This is a genomic window from Claveliimonas sp., from assembly GCF_037273965.1.
Classification (GTDB): Bacteria; Bacillota; Clostridia; order Lachnospirales; family Lachnospiraceae; genus Claveliimonas; species Claveliimonas bilis.
The window spans coordinates 1-26,068 of the sequence record NZ_JAYAZJ010000088.1; the positions used below are offsets into that span (position 1 = coordinate 1).

26 protein-coding genes and 1 pseudogene are annotated in these 26,068 nt (G+C 44.2%); 3 read left to right on the top strand and 24 right to left on the bottom strand.

Annotated features, from left to right (window positions below; translation table 11 throughout):
* The 20 genes and pseudogenes from WJ238_RS08230 to WJ238_RS08325 form a co-directional block, all read right to left on the bottom strand.
* A pseudogene (locus tag WJ238_RS08230) lies at nt 1-305 on the bottom strand (hypothetical protein); the annotation flags it as partial.
* Nucleotides 284-1,156 (bottom strand): acyl-CoA thioester hydrolase/BAAT C-terminal domain-containing protein, encoded by an 873-nt coding sequence (locus tag WJ238_RS08235; RefSeq protein WP_022789869.1) that lies wholly within the window; start codon nt 1,154-1,156, stop codon nt 284-286. The pseudogene WJ238_RS08230 and the gene WJ238_RS08235, both read right to left, overlap by 22 nt.
* Nucleotides 1,144-1,848, bottom strand: coding sequence for an L-2-amino-thiazoline-4-carboxylic acid hydrolase (locus tag WJ238_RS08240; RefSeq protein ID WP_022789868.1), 705 nt, complete (start codon nt 1,846-1,848; stop codon nt 1,144-1,146). The genes WJ238_RS08235 and WJ238_RS08240 overlap by 13 nt, the downstream gene beginning before the upstream one ends.
* A complete protein-coding gene (locus WJ238_RS08245) occupies nt 1,829-2,482 on the bottom strand; it encodes a GNAT family N-acetyltransferase (protein ID WP_337606662.1) in 654 nt (217 codons plus the stop codon). Before WJ238_RS08245 ends, WJ238_RS08240 begins: the two co-directional genes overlap by 20 nt.
* An 80-nt stretch (nt 2,483-2,562) precedes the next feature.
* Nucleotides 2,563-3,162 (bottom strand): class I SAM-dependent methyltransferase, encoded by a 600-nt coding sequence (locus WJ238_RS08250; protein WP_070090014.1) that lies wholly within the window; start codon nt 3,160-3,162, stop codon nt 2,563-2,565.
* A gap of 76 nt (nt 3,163-3,238) precedes the next feature.
* Complete coding sequence (locus tag WJ238_RS08255; RefSeq protein WP_337606663.1) at nt 3,239-3,955, bottom strand: L-2-amino-thiazoline-4-carboxylic acid hydrolase; 717 nt, start codon at nt 3,953-3,955, stop codon at nt 3,239-3,241.
* A complete protein-coding gene (locus WJ238_RS08260; protein ID WP_070090013.1) occupies nt 3,948-4,574 on the bottom strand; it encodes a TetR/AcrR family transcriptional regulator in 627 nt (208 codons plus the stop codon). Before WJ238_RS08260 ends, WJ238_RS08255 begins: the two co-directional genes overlap by 8 nt.
* A gap of 396 nt (nt 4,575-4,970) precedes the next feature.
* On the bottom strand, nt 4,971-5,399 hold the full coding sequence (locus WJ238_RS08265; RefSeq protein ID WP_337606664.1) for a virulence RhuM family protein: 429 nt from the start codon (nt 5,397-5,399) through the stop codon (nt 4,971-4,973).
* A 324-nt stretch (nt 5,400-5,723) separates the two neighbouring features.
* Entirely contained in the window at nt 5,724-6,308 is a 585-nt protein-coding gene (locus WJ238_RS08270; RefSeq protein WP_337606666.1) for a hypothetical protein, read from the bottom strand.
* A 166-nt stretch (nt 6,309-6,474) separates the two neighbouring features.
* Nucleotides 6,475-7,299 carry a flavodoxin gene (locus WJ238_RS08275; protein WP_337606667.1) on the bottom strand — a complete coding sequence of 275 codons (825 nt, stop codon included), beginning with the start codon at nt 7,297-7,299 and terminating at the stop codon, nt 6,475-6,477.
* Nucleotides 7,184-8,212: an alpha/beta hydrolase gene (locus WJ238_RS08280; RefSeq protein ID WP_337606668.1), complete on the bottom strand. Its 1,029-nt coding sequence runs from the start codon at nt 8,210-8,212 to the stop codon at nt 7,184-7,186. Before WJ238_RS08280 ends, WJ238_RS08275 begins: the two co-directional genes overlap by 116 nt.
* Before the next feature lie 37 nt (nt 8,213-8,249).
* Nucleotides 8,250-9,095: an aldo/keto reductase gene (locus WJ238_RS08285; protein WP_337606669.1), complete on the bottom strand. Its 846-nt coding sequence runs from the start codon at nt 9,093-9,095 to the stop codon at nt 8,250-8,252.
* A gap of 111 nt (nt 9,096-9,206) precedes the next feature.
* Nucleotides 9,207-10,202, bottom strand: coding sequence for an aldo/keto reductase (locus WJ238_RS08290; RefSeq protein ID WP_230105371.1), 996 nt, complete (start codon nt 10,200-10,202; stop codon nt 9,207-9,209).
* 74 nt (nt 10,203-10,276) lie between these two features.
* Nucleotides 10,277-11,443, bottom strand: a complete 1,167-nt coding sequence (locus WJ238_RS08295; RefSeq protein WP_337606670.1) for an iron-containing alcohol dehydrogenase — start codon at nt 11,441-11,443, stop codon at nt 10,277-10,279.
* A gap of 54 nt (nt 11,444-11,497) precedes the next feature.
* Nucleotides 11,498-11,827, bottom strand: coding sequence for a hypothetical protein (locus WJ238_RS08300; protein ID WP_256193662.1), 330 nt, complete (start codon nt 11,825-11,827; stop codon nt 11,498-11,500).
* 237 nt (nt 11,828-12,064) lie between these two features.
* Nucleotides 12,065-12,940: a YitT family protein gene (locus WJ238_RS08305; protein ID WP_230105368.1), complete on the bottom strand. Its 876-nt coding sequence runs from the start codon at nt 12,938-12,940 to the stop codon at nt 12,065-12,067.
* Between the two features lie 116 nt (nt 12,941-13,056).
* On the bottom strand, nt 13,057-15,762 hold the full coding sequence (locus WJ238_RS08310) for an ABC transporter permease (RefSeq protein WP_337606671.1): 2,706 nt from the start codon (nt 15,760-15,762) through the stop codon (nt 13,057-13,059).
* Complete coding sequence (locus WJ238_RS08315) at nt 15,744-16,445, bottom strand: ABC transporter ATP-binding protein (RefSeq protein ID WP_230105366.1); 702 nt, start codon at nt 16,443-16,445, stop codon at nt 15,744-15,746. Before WJ238_RS08315 ends, WJ238_RS08310 begins: the two co-directional genes overlap by 19 nt.
* A gap of 159 nt (nt 16,446-16,604) precedes the next feature.
* On the bottom strand, nt 16,605-17,528 hold the full coding sequence (locus WJ238_RS08320; RefSeq protein ID WP_230105365.1) for a sensor histidine kinase: 924 nt from the start codon (nt 17,526-17,528) through the stop codon (nt 16,605-16,607).
* Nucleotides 17,529-17,557: 29 nt separating this feature from the next.
* Nucleotides 17,558-18,235: a response regulator transcription factor gene (locus WJ238_RS08325; RefSeq protein ID WP_230105364.1), complete on the bottom strand. Its 678-nt coding sequence runs from the start codon at nt 18,233-18,235 to the stop codon at nt 17,558-17,560.
* Nucleotides 18,236-18,439: 204 nt separating this feature from the next.
* On the opposite strand from WJ238_RS08325, the gene WJ238_RS08330 reads away from it, so the two are divergent.
* Both WJ238_RS08330 and WJ238_RS08335 read left to right on the top strand, forming a co-directional pair.
* Nucleotides 18,440-18,925, top strand: coding sequence for an RNA polymerase sigma factor (locus tag WJ238_RS08330; protein WP_230105363.1), 486 nt, complete (start codon nt 18,440-18,442; stop codon nt 18,923-18,925).
* 20 nt (nt 18,926-18,945) lie between these two features.
* A complete protein-coding gene (locus WJ238_RS08335) occupies nt 18,946-19,908 on the top strand; it encodes a zf-HC2 domain-containing protein (protein WP_337606672.1) in 963 nt (320 codons plus the stop codon).
* A 46-nt stretch (nt 19,909-19,954) separates the two neighbouring features.
* Here WJ238_RS08335 and WJ238_RS08340 read toward each other — a convergent pair whose 3' ends face one another.
* The 4 genes from WJ238_RS08340 to WJ238_RS08355 all read right to left on the bottom strand — a co-directional run bounded on the left by WJ238_RS08340 (nt 19,955) and on the right by WJ238_RS08355 (nt 24,599).
* Nucleotides 19,955-20,971, bottom strand: coding sequence for an NUDIX domain-containing protein (locus tag WJ238_RS08340; protein WP_316269494.1), 1,017 nt, complete (start codon nt 20,969-20,971; stop codon nt 19,955-19,957).
* A gap of 87 nt (nt 20,972-21,058) precedes the next feature.
* A complete protein-coding gene (locus WJ238_RS08345; protein ID WP_337606673.1) occupies nt 21,059-22,807 on the bottom strand; it encodes a S8 family peptidase in 1,749 nt (582 codons plus the stop codon).
* 95 nt (nt 22,808-22,902) lie between these two features.
* Nucleotides 22,903-23,517 carry a rubrerythrin family protein gene (locus tag WJ238_RS08350; protein ID WP_230105359.1) on the bottom strand — a complete coding sequence of 205 codons (615 nt, stop codon included), beginning with the start codon at nt 23,515-23,517 and terminating at the stop codon, nt 22,903-22,905.
* A gap of 65 nt (nt 23,518-23,582) precedes the next feature.
* Nucleotides 23,583-24,599: a glycosyltransferase family 2 protein gene (locus WJ238_RS08355; RefSeq protein WP_230105358.1), complete on the bottom strand. Its 1,017-nt coding sequence runs from the start codon at nt 24,597-24,599 to the stop codon at nt 23,583-23,585.
* 148 nt (nt 24,600-24,747) lie between these two features.
* Here WJ238_RS08355 and WJ238_RS08360 point away from each other — a divergent pair, with 148 nt between their 5' ends.
* Nucleotides 24,748-25,977 carry a 6-phosphofructokinase gene (locus tag WJ238_RS08360; RefSeq protein ID WP_230105357.1) on the top strand — a complete coding sequence of 410 codons (1,230 nt, stop codon included), beginning with the start codon at nt 24,748-24,750 and terminating at the stop codon, nt 25,975-25,977.
* The last annotated feature ends 91 nt before the right edge of the window (nt 25,978-26,068 follow it).

Here is a 26,068-nt window from a genome sequence, read left to right on the forward strand (position 1 = left end):
TAGGAATCCCGAAACCCTTTCCAGAATGTATCCGCTCCATTAAACTGTTTCAGGACAACAGCGAAGATGAACACAAAAGCAAGCAGGGCGATCCCCTTTCGGAGGATATCTGCCCTGGTAAAGCGTTGTTCTCTTTTTTCGATCAATCCTAATTCCATACATTTCTCCCGTATGGCCGGGGGATAATCTCCCACTGAGGTAAGGGGATTTTTCAGCGTCAGTGACACAATCAGAACTGTGAATAATAAGATACCAATCAGACTTTCTATCATGACCGCCATATTCACTTTACCTCCGATATCCATTTTATCGTTTTATGGAAAGCGTCTTCACGGCTGCGCCTGCAATCTTCCGGATATTGTCTCTCAATTTTAAACATTTTCAGCTTAGATGGATTTAATGGAACAAGAATGTGGCTTGCTTTTTCATATTCCAAGACATCCACCCGGAAAGCAAACCGGTGTTTTTCCAGGCGGTTTACCATATATGCCACTGCCTCTTTGCTGGGCCACATGAGATCTTCCTTTGCGTAAATAAATAAAATGTTTCCCTGAATGTTCTCCACATGAATGGCTGTATCCTCATCAAAATGTTTCAGCGGTTCTTCGTAGATGTAGGATAACTCGAACTGCTGATGGAGGATGAGGTTCCGGATTGCCGGCCCATATTTCAGATGCGCTGTCATACACGGAAAATCTTTTCCCCTGTATGTGAATTCGGAGGCAGATGAAAAAGTTTTCGATGCCATGCTTTTATTCCCGTACATGCCTCCCCATATACAGTGGATCGGGGAGAGGGCAACAACGCCGCAGATATCCGGCATAAGAGAAGCGCAAAGCAATACCAGTTCAGCGCCTTTTGAAATGCCATACATGATAATCTTTTCATATCCTTTGTTTTTCAGCCACAGGATCGCTTTTTCAAATGGATCGACAGGCACCCGAACCAGTTCTTTCGGCAGCCCGTCTACGTTCCAGTAACAAATACCTAACGCGGCGATGCCGCACCTGGCAAACATAGCACCCACATTCATCGGGATATTTTCATTCCCTTCGCTGCCGCCTACTACGATGACGACCTTTTTGGGATCATGATCCTTAACAGGGACATGATAAAGTCCATAGAAGCCCTCCTGTGCAACCGTCACATATTCCACTTTCCCAACTCTCCCTGTTTTTGCAGCTTGGATTGCTGTCCGTATTTTCTTTCTTTATCCCATTTAGAGTCCTTTTTGCAAACATAGAAATCACACTTTTCTGCGCCCTCTGCAAGTGTACCTGTCCTGTATAACACGCCGCCCATGAGATCAGCAGAAATAAAATCCATGGCACACATATAGGGTATCAGTTCTTCCAAATGCTCCTGTTTTCCAAGCGCACACAGGCCGCACCTGTGATAGTTGATGGTGTATTCGTCTGCATCCCTTCCGGGAATCGTCTCCGTCATCCAGTTGAATTCGCTGTCGGATATGGCATTTGCAATTCTGTCCTTCTTGACTTTCTTTTTTTGATATTCCATATCAAATGGATTTTTACTCCCGAAAGCTTTTTTAATGAGCGACGCCTGCATCGTGGCTGTCACCATTTCCCCGAACTGCTCATGGCTCATCGCCCCATCCATTGCCTTATAAACTGCCATCCAGACAATTCCGCCGGAAAGACAGATTCGCAGAGGATTTTTCGTAAAACCGCCTATGTCGGGTGTCCTCGCCAACATATCTTTAAAGTTTTTACGCGATTTCTTCTTCACCCTGAATGTATCCGTATTTTTGCAATTGGCTGCGATATATTTGAAAATAGCAGGTGTCATCGCTGACCACATCAGTTTTTCACAGATGGTGTTTTTCATATTCATACTCCTTCAAAACGTACTCATAAACGAGGGACTGATTGCCGGAGCCATCCTGAAAGGGCTTCTCTGCCACTTTCTTAAATCCACGTTTTTCATAAAACTCCCACGATGCAAGAGTGTTCGTAAAAAGCCGCACACGATCTGCTCCATCAGCTTTTGCCCGATTCAAAAATTGTGTGACCAATGCGGTTCCCAACCCCTTTCTGTAATTCCTTCTGGACGAAAGGGCAATGAGTTCCAGATCGCATTTCCCAACGGTTTCCTTATCCCTTTCCTGTAGCTGACGGAAAAAGGCATCAAACTGCTTCTGGAATGGTGCTGACATTTTATATCTTTTCAGATAGAACTTGAGGAACATTTTACACCAACAGCCATAGTGCTTTTTTGTCTCATACTGAGCTGCCAGAGCCTTGCTGAAACGCTTATCATATTTTCCACAGATGAATCCTACGACCTGATGATCCTCCGTTTCCGCAACATAGGTGAAATTGCATTTTTTAATCAGGATCTGTGCGTAGTCACGCAAAAGTATTTTATCGTTCTGATCCACAGAGCATGAAAAGAATCCTTCGTAGAAGCAATCCCCGCAGGCCGCAGCATCTTCTTCCTTATATGGACGAACAGTAAACATGGATGTACCCTCCTATGCGCAAATAGGTTAGTGATAACTAACTGATATTATATCAGGAGACATGCAGGATTGCAATTCATTTAGTTCCCTTTCTTTCCAGACACGCAGAACATAAACTTATTTTTTGTAACCTTAACATCCATGAAACCAACGGCCTCCATGATCTGTTTTATTTCATCCGGTGTATATGATTTCATCCCCGGTATCATCTTTTCCCAGTGTTTTTCAGGATCTCCAGGATCATTGACGACTACGAATTTCCCGCCCGGCCTGATCGTTCTTTTCACTTCTGCAAAGCATTTCTCCAGATCTTTCCAGAAATACACAGTTTCAAAGGCGGTGGCAAGTTTTATGGAATTATCCTTTAACGGAAGGTTCTCTGCGCTCCCAAGAAGCACTTCGCATCTTTTGCCAATATTCTTTTTATTCGTCTTTTTTGACTTCTCAACGCTGGTGCTGGAAATATCTATCCCATAAACGAAACCGTCTTTGGAGCGGTCTAATAATCTTCGGATATTAAATCCACCGCCACAGCCAATATCAACCAGCATTCCGTCATCAGGGACATCAAATTGTGTAAATGCCCATTTAGCCATCGGACTATGCCCCATATTCATACCAGAAAGCATCAGCCTTCCTATAAATCCCTGCGGGTTGCCGAAATTGTTTCTGAATGCCATTTTATGTCTCCTTTTTCATCAGATTTGTAATACCGGTTTATTCATCCGGAATTGGGTGAGTGTTTCCGTATATTTCTTATTGATAACCTTTCCCCTGTGTAAATACCGGCGGCCAGTATGGTAATGGCTGCACACCCGATTTTAGGCTGAAGTCACAGTAGTCGCCGTTGGCAAAGCAGGTATGCCTTCGGTACAGCGGTACGCCCAACACGCCGAACATCACATAGTCCAAATTGCAGAGATAAGGCATATATTCTTTGTAGCCGTATTTTTTTGCGAAATCGGACAGTGGGCAAACGAGAGTATGATAAGTAAAGACGCAGCCCTCTGCAGGCGGCTGCATGGTTTTTGTTTCAAAGCTGCCGGGATATTTTGCAGCGTTCTCCGTATTCTCCCGGTCTTTCTTTCGATACATCTTCGTGACAAGCCTGGGCGAGGAAAATATCTTCCTCATAACTGCCCGGACGGGGCGTGGGATAGCCTGATACTTCCGCTCATAAGCCAGCACCATCAGACGTGCCGAACCCTCCACAGAAACACCGTAGCGTTTAAGTACCTCGCCCATCGCCACAAAAATGTAAGCGCCAGTGAGGTTCTTTGTCCCGCTGACTTTGTCACCGCCGATGTAAGGGAAATGCTCCAGCAGATTCTTTTCATAGAAGCCCCAGATTTCCTCCCATACCTCGCTGTAAGGTTTGCCGGCGTTCTGTTCCAGTTCCACTTTCACAAAGCGAAGATAACCCTCGTTTTCCTTTTTTAATTTCAGGATATTGTTCCGATAATATTCATGCATGATCCGTTTCCTCCTCCATTAAACTGAGCATTCCGTTGCGGTATACCAGTGCGACGTCACGCATCCGCCGGATGATTGTTTCCTTATCCTCGGTTTCCAGAATGATGTGGGCGAGCATATCAAAATAGCCCCGCATCATCAGGTCAAGGGAACCGGGGTCGATGCCTAGCAGAGCCTTTGGCGTATGCTCAGCAGTTTCCACCCCCTGCGTAATCCGTTCGATGTTCATTATGCGGAAACTGTCAAAGAAGTTTTCATACTTCGTTCCCTCAGCACAGCGAAGTAGTAACACCATTTCTTCCCGGTGAGCGCAAAGATAATCTGCCAACTCCGGAAGGCGACGCAGATAGCAGTCCAGCATGGAATAGAGCATCTGTTCTGGTGGGAGTTTCTGCATATCCTCCCCGATGGAGCGTACAATGGTGGCAAGGCCCTGCGCCGTCTCGTCCGTTAAGGCGTAGAACAGTTCCTCTTTATTTTTGTAGTAGCCATAGAACGCACCAAGAGTAAAGCCCACATCATTCACAATCTTGCGCAGTGGAGCCGATTTGAAACCTTTTTCCAAAAACCAGCGTTTGGCACTGTTCAGGATCTTCTGCTGCGTTTCAGGTATTTCCATGCCGAATCCCCTCCTTCATATATCTTAGCTATGTATCTTAGATATATTATGCGTAAAAAACTGATTCTTGTCAAGCTCCTTCTTGCCTGTTAATCATTTTCTTCCCATCCATTCTGCCAACTCACCGCATCATCGAAAGAGAACGCACCATTCAGCCTTTTGACTTGCAAAAAACAGACAGCTGATAACTCCTAAAATCAATGTAACAAAACTACTTTTCTTCATTTTGAAATCCTCCTCTTTTCCTTGTTTGATTACAGAAGGTAGCATATACCTTGTTTGTTTCACTTTTGTTCTATTTTTGTTTTTAAAATATTAAAAACGAGATACAGGATATTCTCCCATATCTCGTTCATTCACCATTTCTCTATTTTTTATTCAAGAGATTATTGGCCCTTAAAACAAGGAAATTGTTTTCATAACCTGTATTACCTCATTCAACTGATTCATGCGGTTATGATTTACAGCATATCCTTTGATTATGTACTCTTTTAATACCGAATTAGCCCAGCGCCGAAATTCCACACCTCGTTTGGATTTCACACGATAACCTACGGAAATAATTACATCCAGATTATAGTGCTCTACCATACATTTTTTATTATCCGAAGCAGTTGTCGCAAATTTTGCGACAACTGAATTTTGTCCAGCTAATTCTTCCTTCAAAGCATTATTAATATGTTTTCCAATCGTTTTTACATCTCTCTCAAACAATGTCGATATCTGATTTCTATTGAGCCAAACCGATTCATTTTCTACGGTAACTGGCATTACAATACTCTTATCTTCTGTTTCAAATAAAACAATTTCTTTTTCATTTCCCATAAGTTTCTTTCCCCATAGTTTTATTCCAGTCCACTGGCGCGATTATTTTCAAACTAATAGCGTAGAATAAATCTCAGATGGCCTATTAACCGAATCATTTACTTTGTTTTTTGTTCATTGTATATACCTTATGTTATCGCATCCTTTTAATTATGTAAACTATTTTGCACCTCATATTTAAAATAAGTTCCTTCCAATGACTGCAGATTCATTGAAAATTTGTCAAGGGAGAATTTTTTGCCAGATCTATTCTATTTCATCTTGACAAAACCGTCAGTTCTCATTAGTATAAAGGAGAGAAATGGGTTTGTACCAAGTATGATTTTAAAATCTGAACGGGTTGCTCGTTTCTTTTTTTATACCTAAAATATCATACAGATAATATTTCCCATTTTTTGCATGACGGATCAACATGGAAACATGATATACATTATACCGTTCCAACATTCCCTGTTCGTTATAAACAGGCAATGCGAATCTGGAATCATACCGATACCATCCAAAAGCTGCATCTCGCAAATGCTTATTTCCAGAATTCTCTCGGAAATGTTTTCCTTCTGCAATCTCAATCATCTCTGGAATTCCTTGCACAGCATTTGCCTTTGCTTTAGCATTGGCTCCTTTCAAAGAATAAGTGTATTTCGATCCTGCATATTCGTCTGGAAAATCACTCCCAATATAAACTGTATCTTTTGTATCTTCAACCATATAGGAATCACCTACATACTGTCTCAAATACTCTTTTACTTCGTCCCAGCAAATCCACCGTTTCCCTTTAAACAAAATTCTAGAAATTACAACGAGTCTCCTGCCATCTTTGTCTGTAATGATTTTCACGGTTTTTTCCATGGGCTGATCCCTCTTCATTTGATTCCTAATTTTTATCGTATATAGGTTATAATATGGCATCCGATAAAATATGTCAACCAGTTTTCTTTCTCACATTTGCGCCCTATGAATCTCCTATTAAACACAATTTTGAAATTAAAAAATACTTTCTGGCACTTTAAATGGCACATAAAAAGACAGGATGCCATACACCCTGCCCACATTTCTACATATTCTATTCCAGTAATTACAATCCCAGTCCATTCACCCATTCCTGCACATCTGCCTCATCAGCGCCGGAACGGAATCTCTCTCCTTCCTGCCAGTCGCCGGTTCCTGCCATTTCCTCTAACAGCTGTCCGCTGTCTCCTATTCCGGAGGATGCTGACGTACAGAACGGAATAACGGTCTTTCCTGTAAAGTCATTGTTTTCTACAAAGCTGTCAACCGGCCATGCAGCGATGCCCCACCAGATAGGGTATCCGATAAAGACTGTGTCATAGGAATCCCAATTTTCTACATCTGTTGAAACCAGCTCTACATCTCTTAAACTCTCATCTTCATGTTCCTGGGATACCCGGCTGTTGTCATCAGACCAGTTCAGGTCATCGTCTGTGTATGGTTCTACTGGTTCCAATTCAAAAAGATCTCCTCCTGTAGTATCGGCAATATAGTTTGCAACTTCCTCAGTGTTTCCCGTTGCCGAATAATAAACAACAAGTGCATTTCCGGATCCTGAAGAAGAATCCTCATTATCCTCTGCGCTTTCCTGCTCATCTGCCTGTGCAGTATTGTCCGAAGATTCTGTCTGTGCGGCATCCTCACTGTCGGCCTGTGTGTCCGATGTATTAGAGCCACATCCTGCCAGCAGGCTTACTGACGCTGCGCCAATCAGTATCATAGAGAGTAATTTCTTTGCTTTCATAATCATCACTTTCCTTTCTGTTTTCTTATTGTCATTCTGTCTGTCCCATGTTTCTTTCCCAAAAATCAACTGCATTGTCAATCCAGCCTTCAGCCACCCTTCCTTCTCCCAGTCCGAAGCCATGTTGGAGACCATCGAACACTTCAATCTCAGTATCTGTCCCGTTGTTTTTTATCCGTCTGATGTAGTTTTCCACAGATCGATAGGAAGCAATCCCATCATTGGTCCCCACACATGCATAGGTGGGAGGTTCATTACCTGTGACTTCCGACAGTCCGGTGTACTGCATGATCACTGACGCCGGTGCTGGATAGTCATCTTCTCCAAATGCCGCTGTTCCATATGAGCCAAGCCATGCCGCCATACGTGCTCCGGCCGAGCCGCCCCATAAAGAGTAGTCTGTCATATCAATCTGCAGTTCCTCTGCATTTTCATGAAGAAGGGCAATGGCTCTTGCCAGATCTTCGCATGCAGTATCTGCACCGGGACGATAGATCAGCGCAAAGGCATTATAGCCTTTTTCGGACAGTTCCATAGCCTGGGGAAAACTGTCATGCATAGCAGCTACATAAACAAAGCCGCCGCCTGCATTGAGAACAGCTGTTTTCGCCCCTGGTTCTCCCCGGAAGAAAAAAAGCCCTGTATTCTCTTTTTCCGGATCCTCCGCCTTTTCTTCCTCTGTATAAATATCGTAGAAAATCTGCTCTCCCGATGCCGCCTGATCCTTCAGGTAATTTACAATCTCCACTGTACGGTTCGGATTTACATTATGATACCATACCAGGATTTCTCCAACATCCTGCAGTGTGAGATTATCATCAATCGTCCGGTCTACCGGGAAAATCAGTCTTCCATAGTCTTCAAACACAGGATCGTTTATCACATCTGTTACTTTTGTCTCCAAAGTATAGTCTCCTCCGCCTCCTGAAGGCTGTCCTTCGGTCTGAAGATTTTCTTCTTCCTGCCTGCCGCATCCTGAAAGGACCAGGACACAGATGAAAATAAAGAAACAAATAACCGACAGGATTCCTTTTTCTTTCATATTTAATAACATCTCCATCTGAAGCTTCTCCTTATTGCGGATACAGCGGCCGGTTTTACTTTTGCTCGTCAACAGGAGGAACCATAGATACATACTGTTTCAGCAGTTCCGGCGTACTGGTATAGTATCTCTTGTTCTGATCCAAAGCGCGGATATCTGCCATCTCTTCTTCTGTCAGAGCAAAATCAAATAAATCAAAATTATCGCGGATATGATCCGGATTCTTGGAACCTGGAATTACAATATTGCCGTCCTGAATATGCCAGCGCAGAATGATCTGGGCCGGACTCTTTTTGTACTTTTCTCCCAGTTTTGCAAATACCGGTTCCTGCAGAAGTGCGGCATCTCCATGTCCCAGAGGATACCATGCCTGGATCACAATATCAGATTTTTCAAGAAATTCTTTCAGCTTTTTCTCCTGATCGTAGGGATGTACTTCTGTCTGAAGAACCGCCGGCTTCACCTCACACATATCCAGGATTCCCTGAATCTGTTCTTCGTTAAAGTTGGAAAGACCGATCGCCTTTACTTTTCCTTCTTTATACGCCTTTTCCATCAAGCGGTACCCTGCTGTATAGTTTCCTGCCGGCTGATGGATCAAAAGCAGGTCAATATAATCTGTATCTAATCTCTCCAGCGTCTTCTCTACGGCGTCCTCCTGCTCATAAAAGGACGGCCACAGTTTTGTCTCCAGGAAGATCTCTCCCCGGTCAACACCGGATTTCTTTATGGCGCGTCCTACTGCCTTTTCATTTACATAAGCGTTGGCGGTATCAATCAGACGGTATCCGTCCTTCAGCGCATGTTCAACGGCGCTTTCTGCTTCATCCGGTGTCAGCAGAAATGTACCGATTCCTGCCATTGGCATTTTCACTCCATTATTTAATACTGCATATTCCATGATAATTCCTCCTTATATCGCTTACTTCTTTACAATTTCAGTATAGCCCTTCTTTTTACATACCAGAAGTTCCATTTCGTTAAACAGTATATACCTTTTAGTTTCGATATCTTACTCTACTTTTGACCCGCCGAATACTCCGGACATTGGCAGGATGTCAAGCATCCGGTCAATCTCTTTTACTTCCTCTTTTGTGAGTTCCACATCCGCTGATCTTCCGTTCTCGATCAGCCTGTCATATTTCCTGGTTCCGGGAATCGGTACGATCCACGGCTTCTTTGCCAGCATCCACGCCAGAGAAATTTGCGCCGGTGTTGCATTTTTGTTATCTGCCATTTCCTCCAGGTATCGGATCAGTTTTTCATTTTTATCAAATGCGCGGGCAGTAAACTGCGGCATTGCGCTCCGGTAATCTGTCTGTGCATCAAACTTTGAATTTTTATTATATTTTGCAGACAGAAGGCCGTTTGCCAGCGGAGAGAAAGCCACAAATCCGATATTCAGTTCCTCCAGCACCGGAAACAATTTCTCATAGTCCCGATACATCATAGAATAACGATTCTGTACTGCTGTCACCGGGCAGACTGCATGGGCGCGTCTTAACGTATCTTCATCTGCCTCGGAAATCCCCCAATGAGTAATCTTACCCGCCTCAATCAACTCTTTCATGGCTCCTGCAGTCTCCTCGATGGGAACCTTGCGGTCTATCCGATGAATATAATATAGATCCAAATGGTCTGTCTGGAGGCGCTTCAAAGACCCTTCCAGAGATGTCCGGATCGTCTCCGGTCTTCCGTCCGGAATCAACGGTTTATTCACTTCTTTTGATTCCTCATCAAAACGGATACCGCACTTGGAGGCCAGAACGACCCGGTTACGGCAAGATTTCAGCGCTTCTCCAAGAAGTTCTTCATTATCATGGGGATTTTCAGCCGTTCCGTAAACCTCTGCTGTATCAAAAAATGTATACCCTTCTTCTACTGCCTTTAAAAGCAGATCTGTCATTTCTTTTTTGTCCGCCGCCGGACCGTAAGCATGGCTCATCCCCATACAGCCAAGACCAATGGCCGATACTTCCAAATCTTTTCCTAAAATACGTGTTTTCATATTTTGTTTCCTCCTTTATATATGATGACCAATTAATATTGGATCATTTTTCCTGTCTCCATTTATCTGTCTGTTTAAAAACACTCCAGAAATATTTTCAGGATTTCATCCGGCATAATTCTTCGGTAGCTTCCAGGAGAATAATGGCAGGAATCTGCAATCTCCTTCAGCTCTTTTTGGTCTTCTATTCCAAGTTCTCTTAAAGTCGTGGGAAGTCCTGTCACTTTGATGAAAGATTCAAGTGCATCGATCCCGTCTTTTGCCAGCTCCGCATCTGTTTTCCCTTGTTCCCGGATTTTCCACACATTCCTGGCAAATCTTGAAAATTTTTCAACACCGTTTCTGTATATATGCCGGTAATAGACCGGATGTAGCACTGCCATTGCCTGCCCGTGGCTACAGTCCGTATAAGCGCCGATCTGATGAGCCATCAGATGACAGGCAAAATCACACTGTTTTCCCAGTTTAATAAGACGGTTTTCAGATAGGGAAGACTCCCACAGAAGATTGCTCCTGGCCCCATAGTCTTGGGGATCCTTCAGTATCATCCTGATATTTCTTATAATACTTTGCATAAGTGTTTCCGAAATCTCATCGGATACATTCCGTTCATCCGGAGCGCTGAAATATGTTTCCATGACATGGGACAAACTGTCAAAAGCTCCGGATATCATTTGTTCTTTCGGCACGGTAAATGTATAGGTAGGATCCATCAGTGCAAACCGGGGATTACATGCCGGATAATCATATCCTGTCTTTCGCCTTTTTTCTTCATTGGTGATAATGGCTGCTCCATTGCATTCGCTTCCGGTTCCCGCCGCTGTGACAACCACTCCCACAGGAATGGGTTCAAAATGAATGACCCCTTTTCTTTCCCAGTAATTCTCCCACGGATCTCCCTTACAATATGCCGCAAGGGCAACTGCCTTACAACAATCCATAACAGAGCCGCCGCCAATTCCAAGAATGATCTGGGCTCCGCTGCTTCTTGCCAGTCTGGCTCCCTCCATCACTTTTCTATAAGTGGGATTTGGCATGATACCGGAAAATTCCACTACGTTTTTTCCGGATTTTATCAGAATCCCCAGAATCTCGTCGTAGATGCCGTTTTTTTTAACGGATCCCATTCCATAAGCCAGCATCACAGTATCGTAATCTTTTATCAGGCTGACAAGAAATTCTTTTACACATCCCGGTCCAAAATAAACTTTTGTCCTGTTTTCATAGATGAAGTTATTCATGCTCTGAAAAACCTCCCTGCATCCACTTTTTGAATAAATTGTAAAAAAGAAAACCTACTGCCAGATCCAGCACAATCCGTTGTAAAAATATTCCATTGCATACTCTCCGCTGTGAGTGCCTCCTTCCTGCTCTTCGTAACTCATTGATTCATAAGTATCGTACTCCAGCTCCACAAGTGTGCCCGGACGCTCTGACTCTCCAAAATATTCCTCCGGAATTTGTGACAGTTCTTCAGGGAATGCAGCGGTCGTCTCCTCCGTGGTTGCCCCCTCCTCGGATGCTTTCTCCTCTCCGATGCTCTCATCTGTTCCGTCCCGTCCGCAGCCTGTTGTTATCGCTATGACCGTCAGAAATATTGCAAACAGTCTGGATTTTTTCACCATTTTTTACCTCCTTATGTATCCGATCTAAACACAGTATAATTGAAAAAAATGAACCGGAGAAGCCATGTATTGGTTGCGGAATATATACCTTAAAGTTTTGACTCTCCTATATAGGACAAAGAATTCCGCTTCGCGCGAGTGCGCATCCTGCGGAGCATTTTATTTAAGGGGAACAAAGTTTCCCCTTAAATAAAAAAGACTGCAGGTTTTCCCTGCAGCCTTTCCGGTCTGTTCACATTATTCAATATTTTCATCATCCAGCCTGTGAAAATCCCGATTCTGTCCAAATACATGGATCAGAGGCAGTACTTTAATAAAACACTCAAAATTCCCTTCTTTTATAAATTCCCGAAGCTGCACATATTCCCGGGAGTTGCACACACAGCTCATTTGTATCTTCGGCTCTTTTGAGTAGCCGCCCATAGCGTCATGATAAATCGTCACACTCTTATGAATCTTGTGAATAATAAAATCTTCAATCTTTTCCATATTTTTCCCGATCATCTGCACATCATACAGTTTGGGGCCCAGATTGAATACAACATAATTCATACTGTTCACATAAATGAGCTGTCCCGCAAATGCATAAGCCAGCTGATCCAGGCTGAATGCCAGAGTCATAATAAGGAGGATCAAAACTTCCTCAAAATAGTAAATCTTCTTCAGCTCTGTTGACTTCCAGATTGTCTTTTTCAATATTTTAGCCACCGTATCATCTCCGCCATAGGAAAATCCGATACGATACGGGATTCCCACTCCAATTCCATAAAGGACAGCGAACGCGGCCAGTGCGATCAGCTTTTCCTCAAAAATAATCTGTATATCAATAAAACTTAACACCCACAATACCATTGGATACAGGATAGACAGGATAACAATATTGGACACATCTCTCTTCCCCAGAGTCATCCATGTAACAATCAAAATAAGGATCGTAATGGCATAGTAAATAAGCGCATAATTAATTCCCGTAAATTTTTCTACAGTCATAGATATACCAGTAATACCGGGCGTAGCCAGTCCGTTGGGAATCATGATCCAGTTGGTTGCAATACTACAGCATAAACAGCCAATAACCAAAAGAAATCCTTTAAAAACCGGTGATTTTTTCATGGTGCTTTCCGCAGGATCTCACATCCTGCTTTCCTCCTCATACAGTTCCTTTTCGTATCCGCTGATACTTCTAACTCCTAGTATAACGAATCAATCTCCGGCCTGCAATATGGCAATTATTTTTTTCTTTCCGCATAGCGGCAGATGACCGCCGGCATTGCCGCGCATAAAATCAGAAGACCTCCCAACACAACCGCTGCCTGGGCTACAGGCCATTGGAATACAAAATAGTCCAGCCTGGACTCCATATAGAAGGACAGCAGCAAAAGTCCCGGTATGCCAGGAACAGCAAGCAAAACCAGCGTCAGAATGAAATAAGCAACTCCTTCATTTACCAACATTCTTCTTTGCTGCCGTTTCGTCATTCCCAGACTTTCCAGAACAGCAAATTCCTTTTGCCTTGTCAGGATTCCTACCGCCATAACATTAAAATAATTCATTATCCCTGCAAGAAGCAAAATTGCTCCAAGCGCTCCGAGAAGCAGCCGGCTGCCATTCACATAGCCTTCCGCCTCCTTTTGCAGTATCTGTTTGCTGATCTGGAAAAGTCCCGTTTCCTGTTTCTCCTCTCTTATCTGGTTTTCTCTGAATAAAATCTGCTGTACTTCCTTTTCTGCCGCTGCCTCTTCCCCTTCCTGTACATTCATTTCCACGGAAAAGGTCTTCTTTTCTGTCTGAAGTTTCTCAAATCCTTTCTCGCTAATTGCAAAGTACAGAAGTCTCGGTCCATGCCATGTCTGTTTCAATTCCGGAAAACCTTCAAGTGTTGTGTCCATATAGCCGCACAGTGTCATTTCTGCCGACTCCTTTTCTCTTTCCTCTTTTGTCCGAAGAGAGGTAAACCAGACCGGCTCTCCCACTGCTTCTTCCGCCTGCTTCTGCTTTTCCTTAGACAGAATATGATCCTGCAGGAGAAGTACGCCAAAGCCCTCCTCCAAAGCTTCCATATCCAGTTTCAGCGACTGTTCTTCCGCAAATGCCTTGAGTTGTTCTATTTCTTTGCCTGTCAGAATTTGAATGGTACATCCACCTGTCTCTATAATCATCTGCTCTGTCTTCGCCTCATCCGGATCATCCACAAGCGGGCGAATGCCTGCTTGAGTAAAACAGACGTCCATATAGGCGCCTTCCGTCAGATGCACATTCTCCGGTTTATGATCTGTCACTTTCAGAAGCTGGTTCTTTACTTCTTCAGAGACAGGAGAAAATTCATCATAAGCATTTTCCGATAAAAGTCCGGTCATGCTTCCCTCTGTCAGGAAAGGATCCTCTCCCGGATCTCTTCCAAGATACTCTTTTCCCCACCCCTCTGCTTCTGCCCAGGGGGCAAATCTTCCGGCAATCACAAAATCCGGCATATTATCAAACACGTTGCCGTAATCTGTTCCTTCAGTGATCACCACTGCCCCCATCGTCGTCTCAAGTCCAAGAAACAGTGAAAGAACCGTCCATATCAGCCTGCCGCGGGTCCGAAAAAGATTCTGCCACGCCATACGGCGGATTTCCCGGCGTTCCTTCCATGTATTTTTCTCCGTCTTTTTCTCTGCGTTTTTCTTTCTTCTTTTTTCCGACCTTTCCCCTTTTTTTCTGCCTGTATAGTGCATAGCCTCCAGACAGGACATCTCCACTGCCCGAAATACTACTGCCCCTGCTGCCGCTGCTGTTACAATTCCAACAAAAAGAATCGCTCCTGCCAGAAGCAAAATAGAAAATACAGAAAGACCTCTGCTTCCCCCATACTGTGACAGATACTGCCTGCCCAGGACACGGGGCAGCCATGTAGACAAAAATATCCAGGAACTTCCGGCTCCAACTGCTGTCCCCCCTAAAAACACAATCCCTATCTGTCGAAAATAAAAACTTCGAAGCTGTTTTTTTGTTGCTCCAAGTGTATGCAAAAGACCAATCTGCCTGATATCTCCGGTCATGGAAATCCAAAGTACATTAAAAATCAGAAAATAAACTGCAGCCAGAACAAGAAACGCCCCTAACACAGCCATTTCATATCCTCCCAGAAAACGGTTCAGTGCTTCATAAGCGTAGGTATTTCCTCCGGTAAATGTCTGTGCGTCGTCTGTCATCTTCACATCCTCGTACAGTTTTTCCTCTGCAGTATGTCCGTCTATCCGGTCATCCTGGCAGATCAGAATATCACTTTCTTCATCCAGGTTTCCGCCCCATGTTCTCAGTTTCTTTTCTGAAACATACCCCTGCGCCGGGTGGGAGGCGGGATTGGTGTAATCCCGATACCACCCGCTTAAGAGGAAGGTTGCCTCTCTCTGCTCAAAAAGACCGATCTTCACAGTAAGAGAAATCTTCATCCCTGATCTTGGTTCTGTAATTCCCATCTGTTCTAGGACCCTTATCGGAAGCATTATCTCATTTTCTTCTTCCGGGTAATGTCCCTGGATATCCGTGTATGCAGGTTTCATCATCTCTTCCCATGCAATCTGGTCCAGTACCGCAATCCCACATACCGATTCTGTTCCGTTGTAAGCATATCCGACTGTCTCCATCCGGCCTGCTTTTTCTATATATCCAAGTTCTTTTATTTTTACATACTGCTCTTTGGTGCCATCTTCCAAAATTGTAGCAGCCGCCGTTCCATCCCGACGAACCGCCCGGAGATACTCTGCCTGCATTTTCCCTTTTGCCGTACCAAATACCATGGTAAGTGTAAGGATTCCCAAAGCCACCGCCAAAAACAGTATCATATTCCTTCCACGGCTCCCGGCCGCATTTCTCGCCGCAAGAATCCGTATCACAGAAGGATTTTTTTCTGAAACATGTCCTCTTTGCGCCATCAGAATCTTTCCTCCCATCTTTTCTCTTCGTCAGAATCCGCTGCAAGCCTTCCGTCAGACATACAAATGATCCGATCGGCCATCTGAGCCACCTCCTCCTGATGAGTGACTACAATAACGGTCTGATGAAAACGTGCAGCACATGTTCTAAGAAGTCCCATTACTTCCATCCCGGTCTCTGAATCCAGGCTTCCTGTAGGCTCATCCGCAAGGATAACCGCAGGCTTGGCAAGCAGAGCCCTGGCAATAGCCGCTCTTTGCTGCTGGCCGCCTGATAATGTCTCCGGCATTTGATGCAGCTTTTCTTTTATCTTCAGAATTTTCAGCATTTCCTCCAAAAATGCCTCATCCAGCTTTCCCCCGTCCAGGCGTATCGGAAGCGTAATATTCTCATACACATCCAGCATGGGAACCAGGTTATACTGCTGAAAGATAAATCCGATATTTCGTCTCCGAAAGACAGTCCTTTCCTCTGCCGTCATATCCTTTAAGCTTATGTTTCGTATCCATACTCCTCCTTCTGTAGGCTCATCCAATGCCCCAAGAAGATTCAGAAGTGTAGTTTTTCCGCTTCCCGATGTTCCTACAACCGCAAGAAATTCGCCCTCCTCTACAGAAAGATCAATACCGTCCAGGGCATGTACCTCATAGTCTTCTGTAACAAAATATTTTTTCAGTCCAACTGCCTTTACAATTTTCATCTTTTCTTCCTCCGGTAATTTCCCAGTATATGCTGGTATATTTGCCATAAAAAGAGAATACTATATAAATCTTACAATCCTGTGACAAAAAAGGGACAGGCCGCTTTTTGTCCTGTCCGCTTTTTCGTTCTCACATTTCTTCCTTTGTCTGCACAGCATCTATTCTTCTGTGGGAAAGAAAATCTCCATCAGCAGTCCTCTTGTTTGTCTCTTTACCCGGATAAAGCCTCCCTGCGCCAGGATGATCTGTCTGGCAAGATAAAGGCCCACCCCAAATCCTTCCTGCACACGGACTTTCTTTCCCCTGTAAAATCTCTGGAATATTCTGTTCTCCTCCCCGGCTTCAATGCCAATTCCGTAATCTCTCACAGAAATTTTAAGAAACATTTCATTTTGCAACGCGCTTACTTCCACATGTCCGCCTTGACCGCTGTACTTTACTGCATTATCCAGCACATTGAAAAAGGCCTCGCCAAGCCAGTTTGGATCGTGCCTAAGTTCCAGATCGGATGGAATCGATACCTGGAAGTCCAGTTTTTTTTCTTCTGCCTGTGCCTGTATCTGTCCCAGGGCATTCAGCAGAGTTCTTCTAATATCTTTCGATTCCTTTCTTATCTGTATCATGTCATGTTCCAATCGTGACATTTTGATGAAACTTTCTGTGAGAAACCGGATTTTCTCTTTAGCTCCCTCTGCCGACTGGATATACTGATATGCCTCTTCATTTCTTCCTTTTGTTTCCCCTTTTGCAAGTTCCAGATAGCTTTGGATATTTGCCAGGGGAGTCCGAAGCTGATGGGCAATTTCCGTAATAAGTTTCTGAAGTTTTTCCCGGCTTTTTTCTGCCTCTTCCTGACGCCCTTTCGCCATCCTGCATATCCGAATCAGCCGGTCTTCTATCTTCGCATAGATTGTCTCTTCCCCGGCTGTTCTGTTGGTAACTTCTTTTTCTTCCAGCACAAGTTCCGTGAGCTCAAGCAATGTTTCCATTTCCCGTCTTCTTTGCTTTCTCTCTATCCAAATAGAGATCGTTCCTCCAGCCGCAATACCTGCTGCAGCTGCCGTCACAAGCCAAATCCACATTTTCTTCCTCCCGCCATTGTACTTTTTTCTCATTCTCCAAACCGGTAGCCCAGACCAAATACGTTTTTGATCAGAGCTTTCTGCACTTTTTGATCTCCTATTTTTCTGCGAAGCCTTCCAATCGTGACACTGACTGTATTTTCCTCTACAAATTGTCCGTCAATCCCCCATACGCTCTCAAGGATCATTTCTCTTGTCAGAACCTGCCCCTGATTTTTAGCAAAAAATTCGAGCAGATTATATTCCCTGGCTGTCAGCATGATTTCTTCTCCGCCCCGGAAGACTCTTCTTTTCTCCGGCCAGACTTCCAGATCATCAAAAATGAATACTTTGTCTTTATCTGTCCTTCTAAGAACAGCCTCTATCCGTTTCAGCAGAACTTTCATCTGAAACGGTTTTACTACATAGTCATCTGCCCCGGCGTCAAAGGCTTCCAGCATTTCTCTTTCCTCATCCCTGGCTGTCAGAAAGATAGCCGGAAGTTCTTTTATTCCGTTTCTTAATATTTCTTCGTATAACCGGATTCCGTTTCCATCCGGCAAGGTCACATCTATCAGCAGCAAGTCTAAATTTTCGCCGTTGTTCAGCATTTGTACAGCTTCTTTGCAATCATAAGCACAAGATGCTGCAAACCCGCCTTTTTGGAGTGCGATTTTCAGAGCCTGATTCAGCATTTTGTCATCCTCTATAATCCCGATCCGTGCCATCGTTTTCCCTTTCTTTCCATTGTTTTTCAAGATAGCGTTGGTGTACAAGAAGTCAATACGCTCCCTTGTACACCGATGCTACATACCTATGTAATCATATCACATTGTACCCGCCATGTAAAAATTCCATTATTTTGTTATAATCTTCTGTAACGAATGAATATGCTCATGCGTCTAATAAGCAAAGAGGGGAGGGATGCCAAAATGAACGCTGACTTTGAAGAGCTTTATGAACGCTTTTTTCATGATGTATATTTATTTATACTTGCTGCAAGCGGAGATCCTTACATTGCTGAAGAAATCACACAGGAAACGTTTTTCAGAGCTCTGAAAGAAATCCGGCATTTTAAGGGAAATTGCTCCGTGAAATCCTGGCTCTGTCAGATTGCCAAAAATTTATACATCAGCCAGAAGCGAAAAAAGCCTGCCCTTTCCACCGAGGATATCCCTGTAACGGACATATCTACGGAACAAAGCGCGGAAGATCTTTGTATACAAAATCAACAGGCTCTTTCCCTTTACAAAATCCTTCATTATCTGGATGAACCCTATAAGGAAGTCTTTACACTGCGCACGCTGGGTGATCTTTCCTTCAGGGAGATTGGCGAGATTTTCGGAAAACAGGAAAACTGGGCAAGAGTAACCTATTACCGGGCCCGTATGAAGATCCAGAAAAAAATTCAAGAATAATTTTTAAGGAGCGTGAGTTTATGAAAATATCCTGTAATATCATTCGTGATCTTCTCCCGCTTTACCTGGACCAGGTATGCAGCGAAGAAAGCAAAGATATGATAGAAAACCATCTGACTGAATGCGAAAACTGCCGGGAATACTACGATCAAATGTCTGCCGATGTTCCCGACATCAATATTGATCCGGAAGAATCTGCAGACCCTTTAGATGATAAAGCCATGATAAGAAAATTAAGCCGCCGTATTACATCCCGGCAGTTTATGATCACCGGTATTACTTTGATCGTTGTTTTTATCATTGGCTGTTTCCTCAATTCTCCCGACTTTTCCTCTGCCTCTTCTCCGTTCATTGACAAAGCGAAGGAAACCGTACTAGAGACCATACCGGTTCTTGACTCAAGAATTTCCACGGATAAGATTACGCCCGGCGATGCCTACCGTCTGGAAGATGGTTCTATCTACTGTTCCTTTACTGTCAATTCTTCTTTTTCTTCTTTCTCGGAATGCTATGTGACGGATCAGGATGGAGAACAGAAACTTCATACAAACTATTTTACAGACTTCAACGCCCTGGCTTTCCAAAAATCTATAGATGATCGCATCAATGAACTTTTTCATATCAACAGCAGCGATGAGGCGACAACATTCTATATGGTTGTACCTGAAAAATCCGGAACCTGGCCCGATGATGTCAAAAATCCTTCTGAAGGCAGGCTTGTCATTCAGGATACCAGCGGCGTATATTGCGTAGGAAAAGGCGGGGAGATTCTCGCTCTGTGGGAAAAAGGTCAGCCTCTTTCACAAGCTCCCCAAGAGATTGAAAAACTAGTCGCCGACGAACGTGCCATGATGGAAGAAGATTATGCACAAATGGAGGAAAATACAGAAGGGACCGACGCTGGCGAAGAAGACGGCACAGTAGAATGGTCAAAAGACTTTAGAAAAAATTTCTGGAGGACTATTTGGGATTCGAAAGAATAGTGCAACAAAGGAGACAGTTGGCAAAACTCCTGTCTCCTCTTTTATCCTATTGAAAAAGTTCCTTTCTCAAAAGCTCCAGCTCATCTTTGTAAATGCAGTTTTTCAAAGTCCCTCTTTCTACCGCTTCCCTGCATTTTTCAAAATCCATCCACATTACTTCTTCTACTTCTTCTTCCTGAAGACTCAGGTTTCTTTCATCTACTTGCTTTTCGTAGAGATAGACAGCGCTAAGCTCATTATCCCGAAAGGGCTTTCCGTAAAATTCATCTTCAAAAGCACTGTACCTCATGCCCGCAAACCGAAGATCGCTTCCTTTTGCATCTATTCCTAATTCTTCTTTTAATTCCCGCAAAGCTGCCGGGAGATAATCATCTCCTGCTTCCACATGCCCCGCTGATGAAACATCATAACATCCCGGGTTGGAGTCCTTACAGGCACTTCTTTTTTGCAGGAGCAGATCATACCCGCTCTGTTCATTCTTCCGTATGATCCACACGTGAGCAGTAGGATGCAGGCTCCCTTCCAGATGAGCTACTCCTCTTTCTGTAACAATTCCGCTTTTCGATCCATCCTCGTTTAAAATATCAAAAAGCTCCATCGCTCTTCCATCCAATGCTGCCATAAGAAGTGTATCCGTTTCGTCATACACAAGTTTTAAGGAGAAAAAGGGGTGGTCCTCGTTCATCAGGCGAAAGAAGATCTTATCTCCCTCCCAGATATTCAGATCAAAGACCTTTTCCTTCTCCACCCACTCCAGTTCTCCTTCATCGCAGGGGTGCGGCTCTCCCTCAAATCCGTCGGCGGTATAAAGTGACATGTATTCTGTAACAGAATCCCCATATACAAAGGTGACAATTCCCCTGTATTTCCAGGAGGTCAGTGTGTACCCTGTCTCCTCCCACACTTCCCGCAGCAGACATTCCTCCGGGCTTTCACTGTCTTCAAAGTGACCGCCCACTCCGATCCATTTATCCTTATTGACATCATTCTTTTTCACTGTCCGATGGAGCATTAGATATTTTCCGTCTTTTTCAATATAACATAATGTGCTTAATCTTATCATATTTCTTCTCCTTTGTACTCCTGTGTACTTTTTATACTACTATATAAATTTTATGATATCTTATCTGACTGATTCCAGCAATATCCTTTACACCGGTATACTGTCTCTTACGCATAGTGCTCCATATCCCACCTGATTATTGGGATAAACTGTGAAACCGGGGAGTTCTGCTGCTCCTTTTCTCAGATATGCCTTTATCTTCTCCCCATACAGATAGGCATCATTTCCCCTGACAATCCCCCATTCCATCAAAAGAGAGGCCGCCCCTGTCACAAAAGGCACTGCAAAAGAAGTTCCTGTTACAGAAACAATTCCCCCTCCCGGAGCCCGGGTTGATATATTTACTCCAGGAGCTGCCAGATCCGGTTTGGTACGATATCCTTCTCCATCTGCACCCCGTCCGGAAAAATCTGCATACGTAAAAGTCAGTGCATTATAGGCCCCTACGGTAATAACCCTGGAAGCTGTTGAGGGGATAGTGAAGGTTCTTTCCTCAATAGGGAAAAGAAAGCCTGTTCCCCGATTGAGAACTTCCTCCGACGGAAGCCACATCTGATAATTTCCGTCCACTACCTTTCCCGCTGTCAGAACAACAGTCCACACTCCTGAAGCAATATAACTGTCCACCGGAAGAAGATCAATAAAAATCTCCTGCACCAGACTATAAGGACTTGGCTCTCCATAATATATCAGAATTTCTGTAGGCCCCACCTGTATTCTCTGCGTACCTATCACCTCGCGGATAGGTTCTGTCCGAACGCCGGAAGGCGTAATAATAGAAAAGCGCACTTCATCAGCGTAAGTCTTCCAGATCTGGATATTTAAAGTAGGCTGGCTTTCCTGGACCGCCAGCTGTACCTTCACTTCTTCTCCGCTTCTGATCTTTCCGGAGGTGTGCCCGGCGCTGTTTCCTTCGTTGCCTGCCCCTACACAGATGCTGGTACGTCCCAGGTTCGCAATGTCATCCATATATCGTTCCAGAAGCGAACTTCCGTCATGTGCTCCATATGTATTACCAAAACTGATATTCATTGCCATAGGCATCTGATATTCCAGAGACTTTCGGACGGCATAGTCAATTCCCATCAGCAGCTCTGTTGTCCTCGGGAAGCCGTCTGCCCTTGGAGATGCCAGTTTTACAACTAACAGGCTGCTCTTTGGCGCAACACCTGCATACCTGTCTCCTTCACTGCCTCCGCCTCCGGCTGCGATAGCTGCAACTGCCGTCCCATGACCTGACCGGTCTTCTTCCGGTACTAATTGCCTTCTCTCCCCTTCCGTTTCCGCACGGATAGCGCGATCAATCTGTTCCGCCGGATATTCTGCTCCTATCTGGTAGCCTTCCGGCGGCTTTGCCTCCTCTGTCCCCCGGGCGGCAGACTGGTCCCACATGGCAAGAATGCGTGTCGAACCGTCTTCCCATCTGAAATCCTGCAGCATATAGTCAATGCCGGAATCTATAATGGCTATCAATGTTCCTTTCCCGCTCAAAGAAAAAGGTGTATCCTGCACAGCATTTATGCAGGATACACGCTTTCCGTCATATACCTGGAAAAACAGTCGCTTCGGTTTCTCGATATACTCGATTTCCGGCAGCAAAGACAGCTCGTTTAAGCGGGACTCCAAAATCGTGATCACCGCGTATTCATTCAAAAGCTCTGTCACCTGAACAGCTATCGCTCTGGCTCTTTCAAGGCTTCCGGAATATTTGACAATAACATCCCACTCCCGGTCAATAGGATAATACCCCACATCCAGTTCCAGCGACTTTTCCCTCTCCTCTTCTGTAGCATCCAGCGCAAGGTTCAAAAGATTTTCTACCTTCTGGCTTTTCATCCGGCCACCTCGTTTTCCTTCTGCAGTATCGTCCTGTATTTGGACACTGCATTTTTATTACATCATATGCCCGGAATATAAGAATATAACCTTTCCTAGCACACTGCAATCCCCGAATCTGTGTATGGTGCGATAGAAAGAGGGATAAAAAATCCTCTCTCGTGGCGGCACAAAGGACAGATCTCAGGTACCTTTGACCCGCGGAAGATGTGCCCGCAGTTCAGACACATCCATGCCCCCTCTTCGGCAAATTCAAAATAGGTATTATTTTCCAGAAGTTCTTTGATCGTCCCGAACCTTTTCGCATGTATTTTTTCCACTTCTGCAATCTGGAAAAATGCAGACGCCGCCTCCAGAAATCCCTCTTCTTTTGCCTGATTTCCAAACACCTGATAGACATCTTTATATTCTTCTGTCTCGTTGTGCTCTGCAGCAGCCAAAAGCTCTGTCAGAGAATCAAAGGTATCTACCGGAAAACCGCTGCATATTTCGATGGTCTGCCCCTCTGCCTCTTTTAAAAGTTCATAATAGCGCTGGGCATGAGCCCGCTCCTGCTCTGCCGTAAAAAGGAAAATCTGGCTCACTGCATACATATGATGCTCCCGGGCCATCTCTGCTGCAATGGTGTAGCGGTTTCTTGCCTGACTTTCTCCCGCGAACGCCTTCATCAGATTTTCTTTTGTTTTGCTTCTTTGAAAATCAACTGCCATGATACATACTCCTTTCATTTTCTTTCTATAGTATGTACCATGGCAGTGCCAGATTATTCATTATTTTACTGGAATCCGATCAGTCTCCTTGCAACAGTATACGCCAGAGACGAAATCTTCCGTCCGGATCTTCCCGGAAGATTCATTGTCTGTCCTAAAATCCCATAACGGATCTTAAAGTAAGTTTTTACATCCTTCTTCCTCAAATATAGCCAAAGGTCCTTCTTTTTATCAAGATTTTCCCTCTCCTTAGAGCGGATACACAGAATAGAAGAAACCGTCATCATGATAGCCAGATAGTTTATCATATATTTTTTCAGCTTCTTATTCGTTATCTCCTTCATCTGATACATATCGATCATTTTCTTTGTCACAAAGATCTGCTGGTCTACCCGTTTTATCATAACCTTTTCGTTGACGGATTGATCTTCCCGGCCGATATAATAACGGTAAAAATCTTCATCCATGTAATACATTTTTCTCACATGCGGCAAAGGATAGTATACATATATATTATCAACATAAAATGTATGCTTCGGCAGACGCAGCTGGCAGAGCTGCAAAAGCTCTGTTCGGTAGATAACGGAGTGCATCAGAATATACTGATCCAGATGGAAATGACCGATATCAGACCAGTGAAAAATCTCATCCTGGGGCAGTACATTCCGATAATGGATACACTTTTTATTCTCCATGCCTTCTTTTTCATAAACATAGTTGGCAATCAGCATATCTACCTGCTGTCCCTCTTCTTCAAATCCACGAAGCACCTGAAGGATTCGGTGCAAAGATTCTTCCTTGACCCAGTCATCGCTGTCTACTACTTTAAAATATTTGCCGGACGCTGCTGCCAGTCCGCTGTTGACAGCATCTCCATGCCCTCCGTTCTCTTTATCGATCACCTTAATAATATCCGGATATTTTTCAGCATATTCATGTCCTATTCGTGATGTATTGTCCTTTGATCCATCATTGACAATGATAATCTCTACATCCTCTCCCCCGGGAAGAATACTTTCGATTGCATGAGTCATATACGCCTCTGAATTATAACAGGGAATTGCGAATGAAATGTATTTCATAATTTTTTCCTCCTCGACTTCTTTAGTATTATATAGTATTCCTGCCTTTTTTCCAACTTAAACTTTGCAAAATCTTCTTTGTCTGATTGTAAAAAAACTTTTTTTCCGTTATATTTATAGTAAGTACACACAACGGAGGTAAAAAGGCATGAAAAAAAATATCATTGTGGGACAATCCGGAGGTCCGACTGCTGTCATCAACGGAAGCCTGTACGGAGTTGCTTCAGAGGGCGTCAAAAAAACTTCTGACATTGATACAGTATACGGTATGATCAACGGAATTGAAGGATTTCTCCACGGTAATTATATGGATCTGGGCGCTCTTGACAAAACAAATGAGCTGGAACTGATCCGCACTACTCCCGGAGCTTATCTTGGCTCCTGCCGTTACAAGCTGCCGGAAGATCTTCATGATCCGGTTTATCCGGAACTCTTCCGCCGTTTTGAAGAGCTGAATATCGGCTATTTCTTCTATATCGGCGGAAATGATTCTATGGATACGGTAAGTAAACTGTCACGGTATGCCGGTTTTATGAACAGCGATATCCGCTTTATCGGCGTTCCTAAGACTATTGACAACGACCTGGTAGAGACAGACCACACTCCCGGATATGGGAGCGCTGCAAAATATGTGGCAACCACTGTCCGTGAAATTGCGATCGACGCTTCTGTATATGATAATAAGAAATCTGTCACCATCGTAGAAATCATGGGACGACATGCCGGATGGCTGACTGCCGCCAGTATGCTGGCAAGGAAGTTTAAAGGCGACAACCCGGTTCTTATTTATCTGCCTGAAGTAGCCTTTGATCCCGATGCATTTATTGAAAAAGTCCGCTCTTCTCTTGAGAAAACCCCCAATCTGGTGGTATGTATTTCTGAAGGGATCAACGACGGGAAAGGAACCTTTATCTGTGAATATGCAAGTGAAGTGGGCACAGACAACTTCGGTCACAAAATGCTGACCGGTTCCGGCAAATACCTGGAAAACCTGGTAAAAGAAAAACTGGGCGTTAAAGTACGTTCTGTAGAATTGAATGTATGCCAGCGCTGCTCCTGCGCTCATCTCTCCCGTGTGGATCTTGACGAGGCGGTAAACGCCGGCATTTACGCTGTACAGGCTGCACTTGCCGGAGAAAGCGGTAAAATGATCACCTTTATCCGCAACAAGAGCGTTCCCTATGAATTATCCTACGGCACAGCAGATGTCAACATTATCTGCAATAAGGAAAAACCGGTTCCGGCGCAGTGGATCATCGGCGAGGGTTCTGATATCAGCGAAGAATTTGTGGACTACGTACGTCCTCTTACTCAGGGACATGTAGAACTTCCCACAAAGAACGGAATCCCGCTCTTTGCTTACAGAAAAGAGAATTAATGACCAAAAGACAGGAGGCATGATCTGCATGCCTCCTCAGACTGTAGACAAAGTCCCCGGCATACGCCGGGGCTTTTCTTTTCCAGTTATC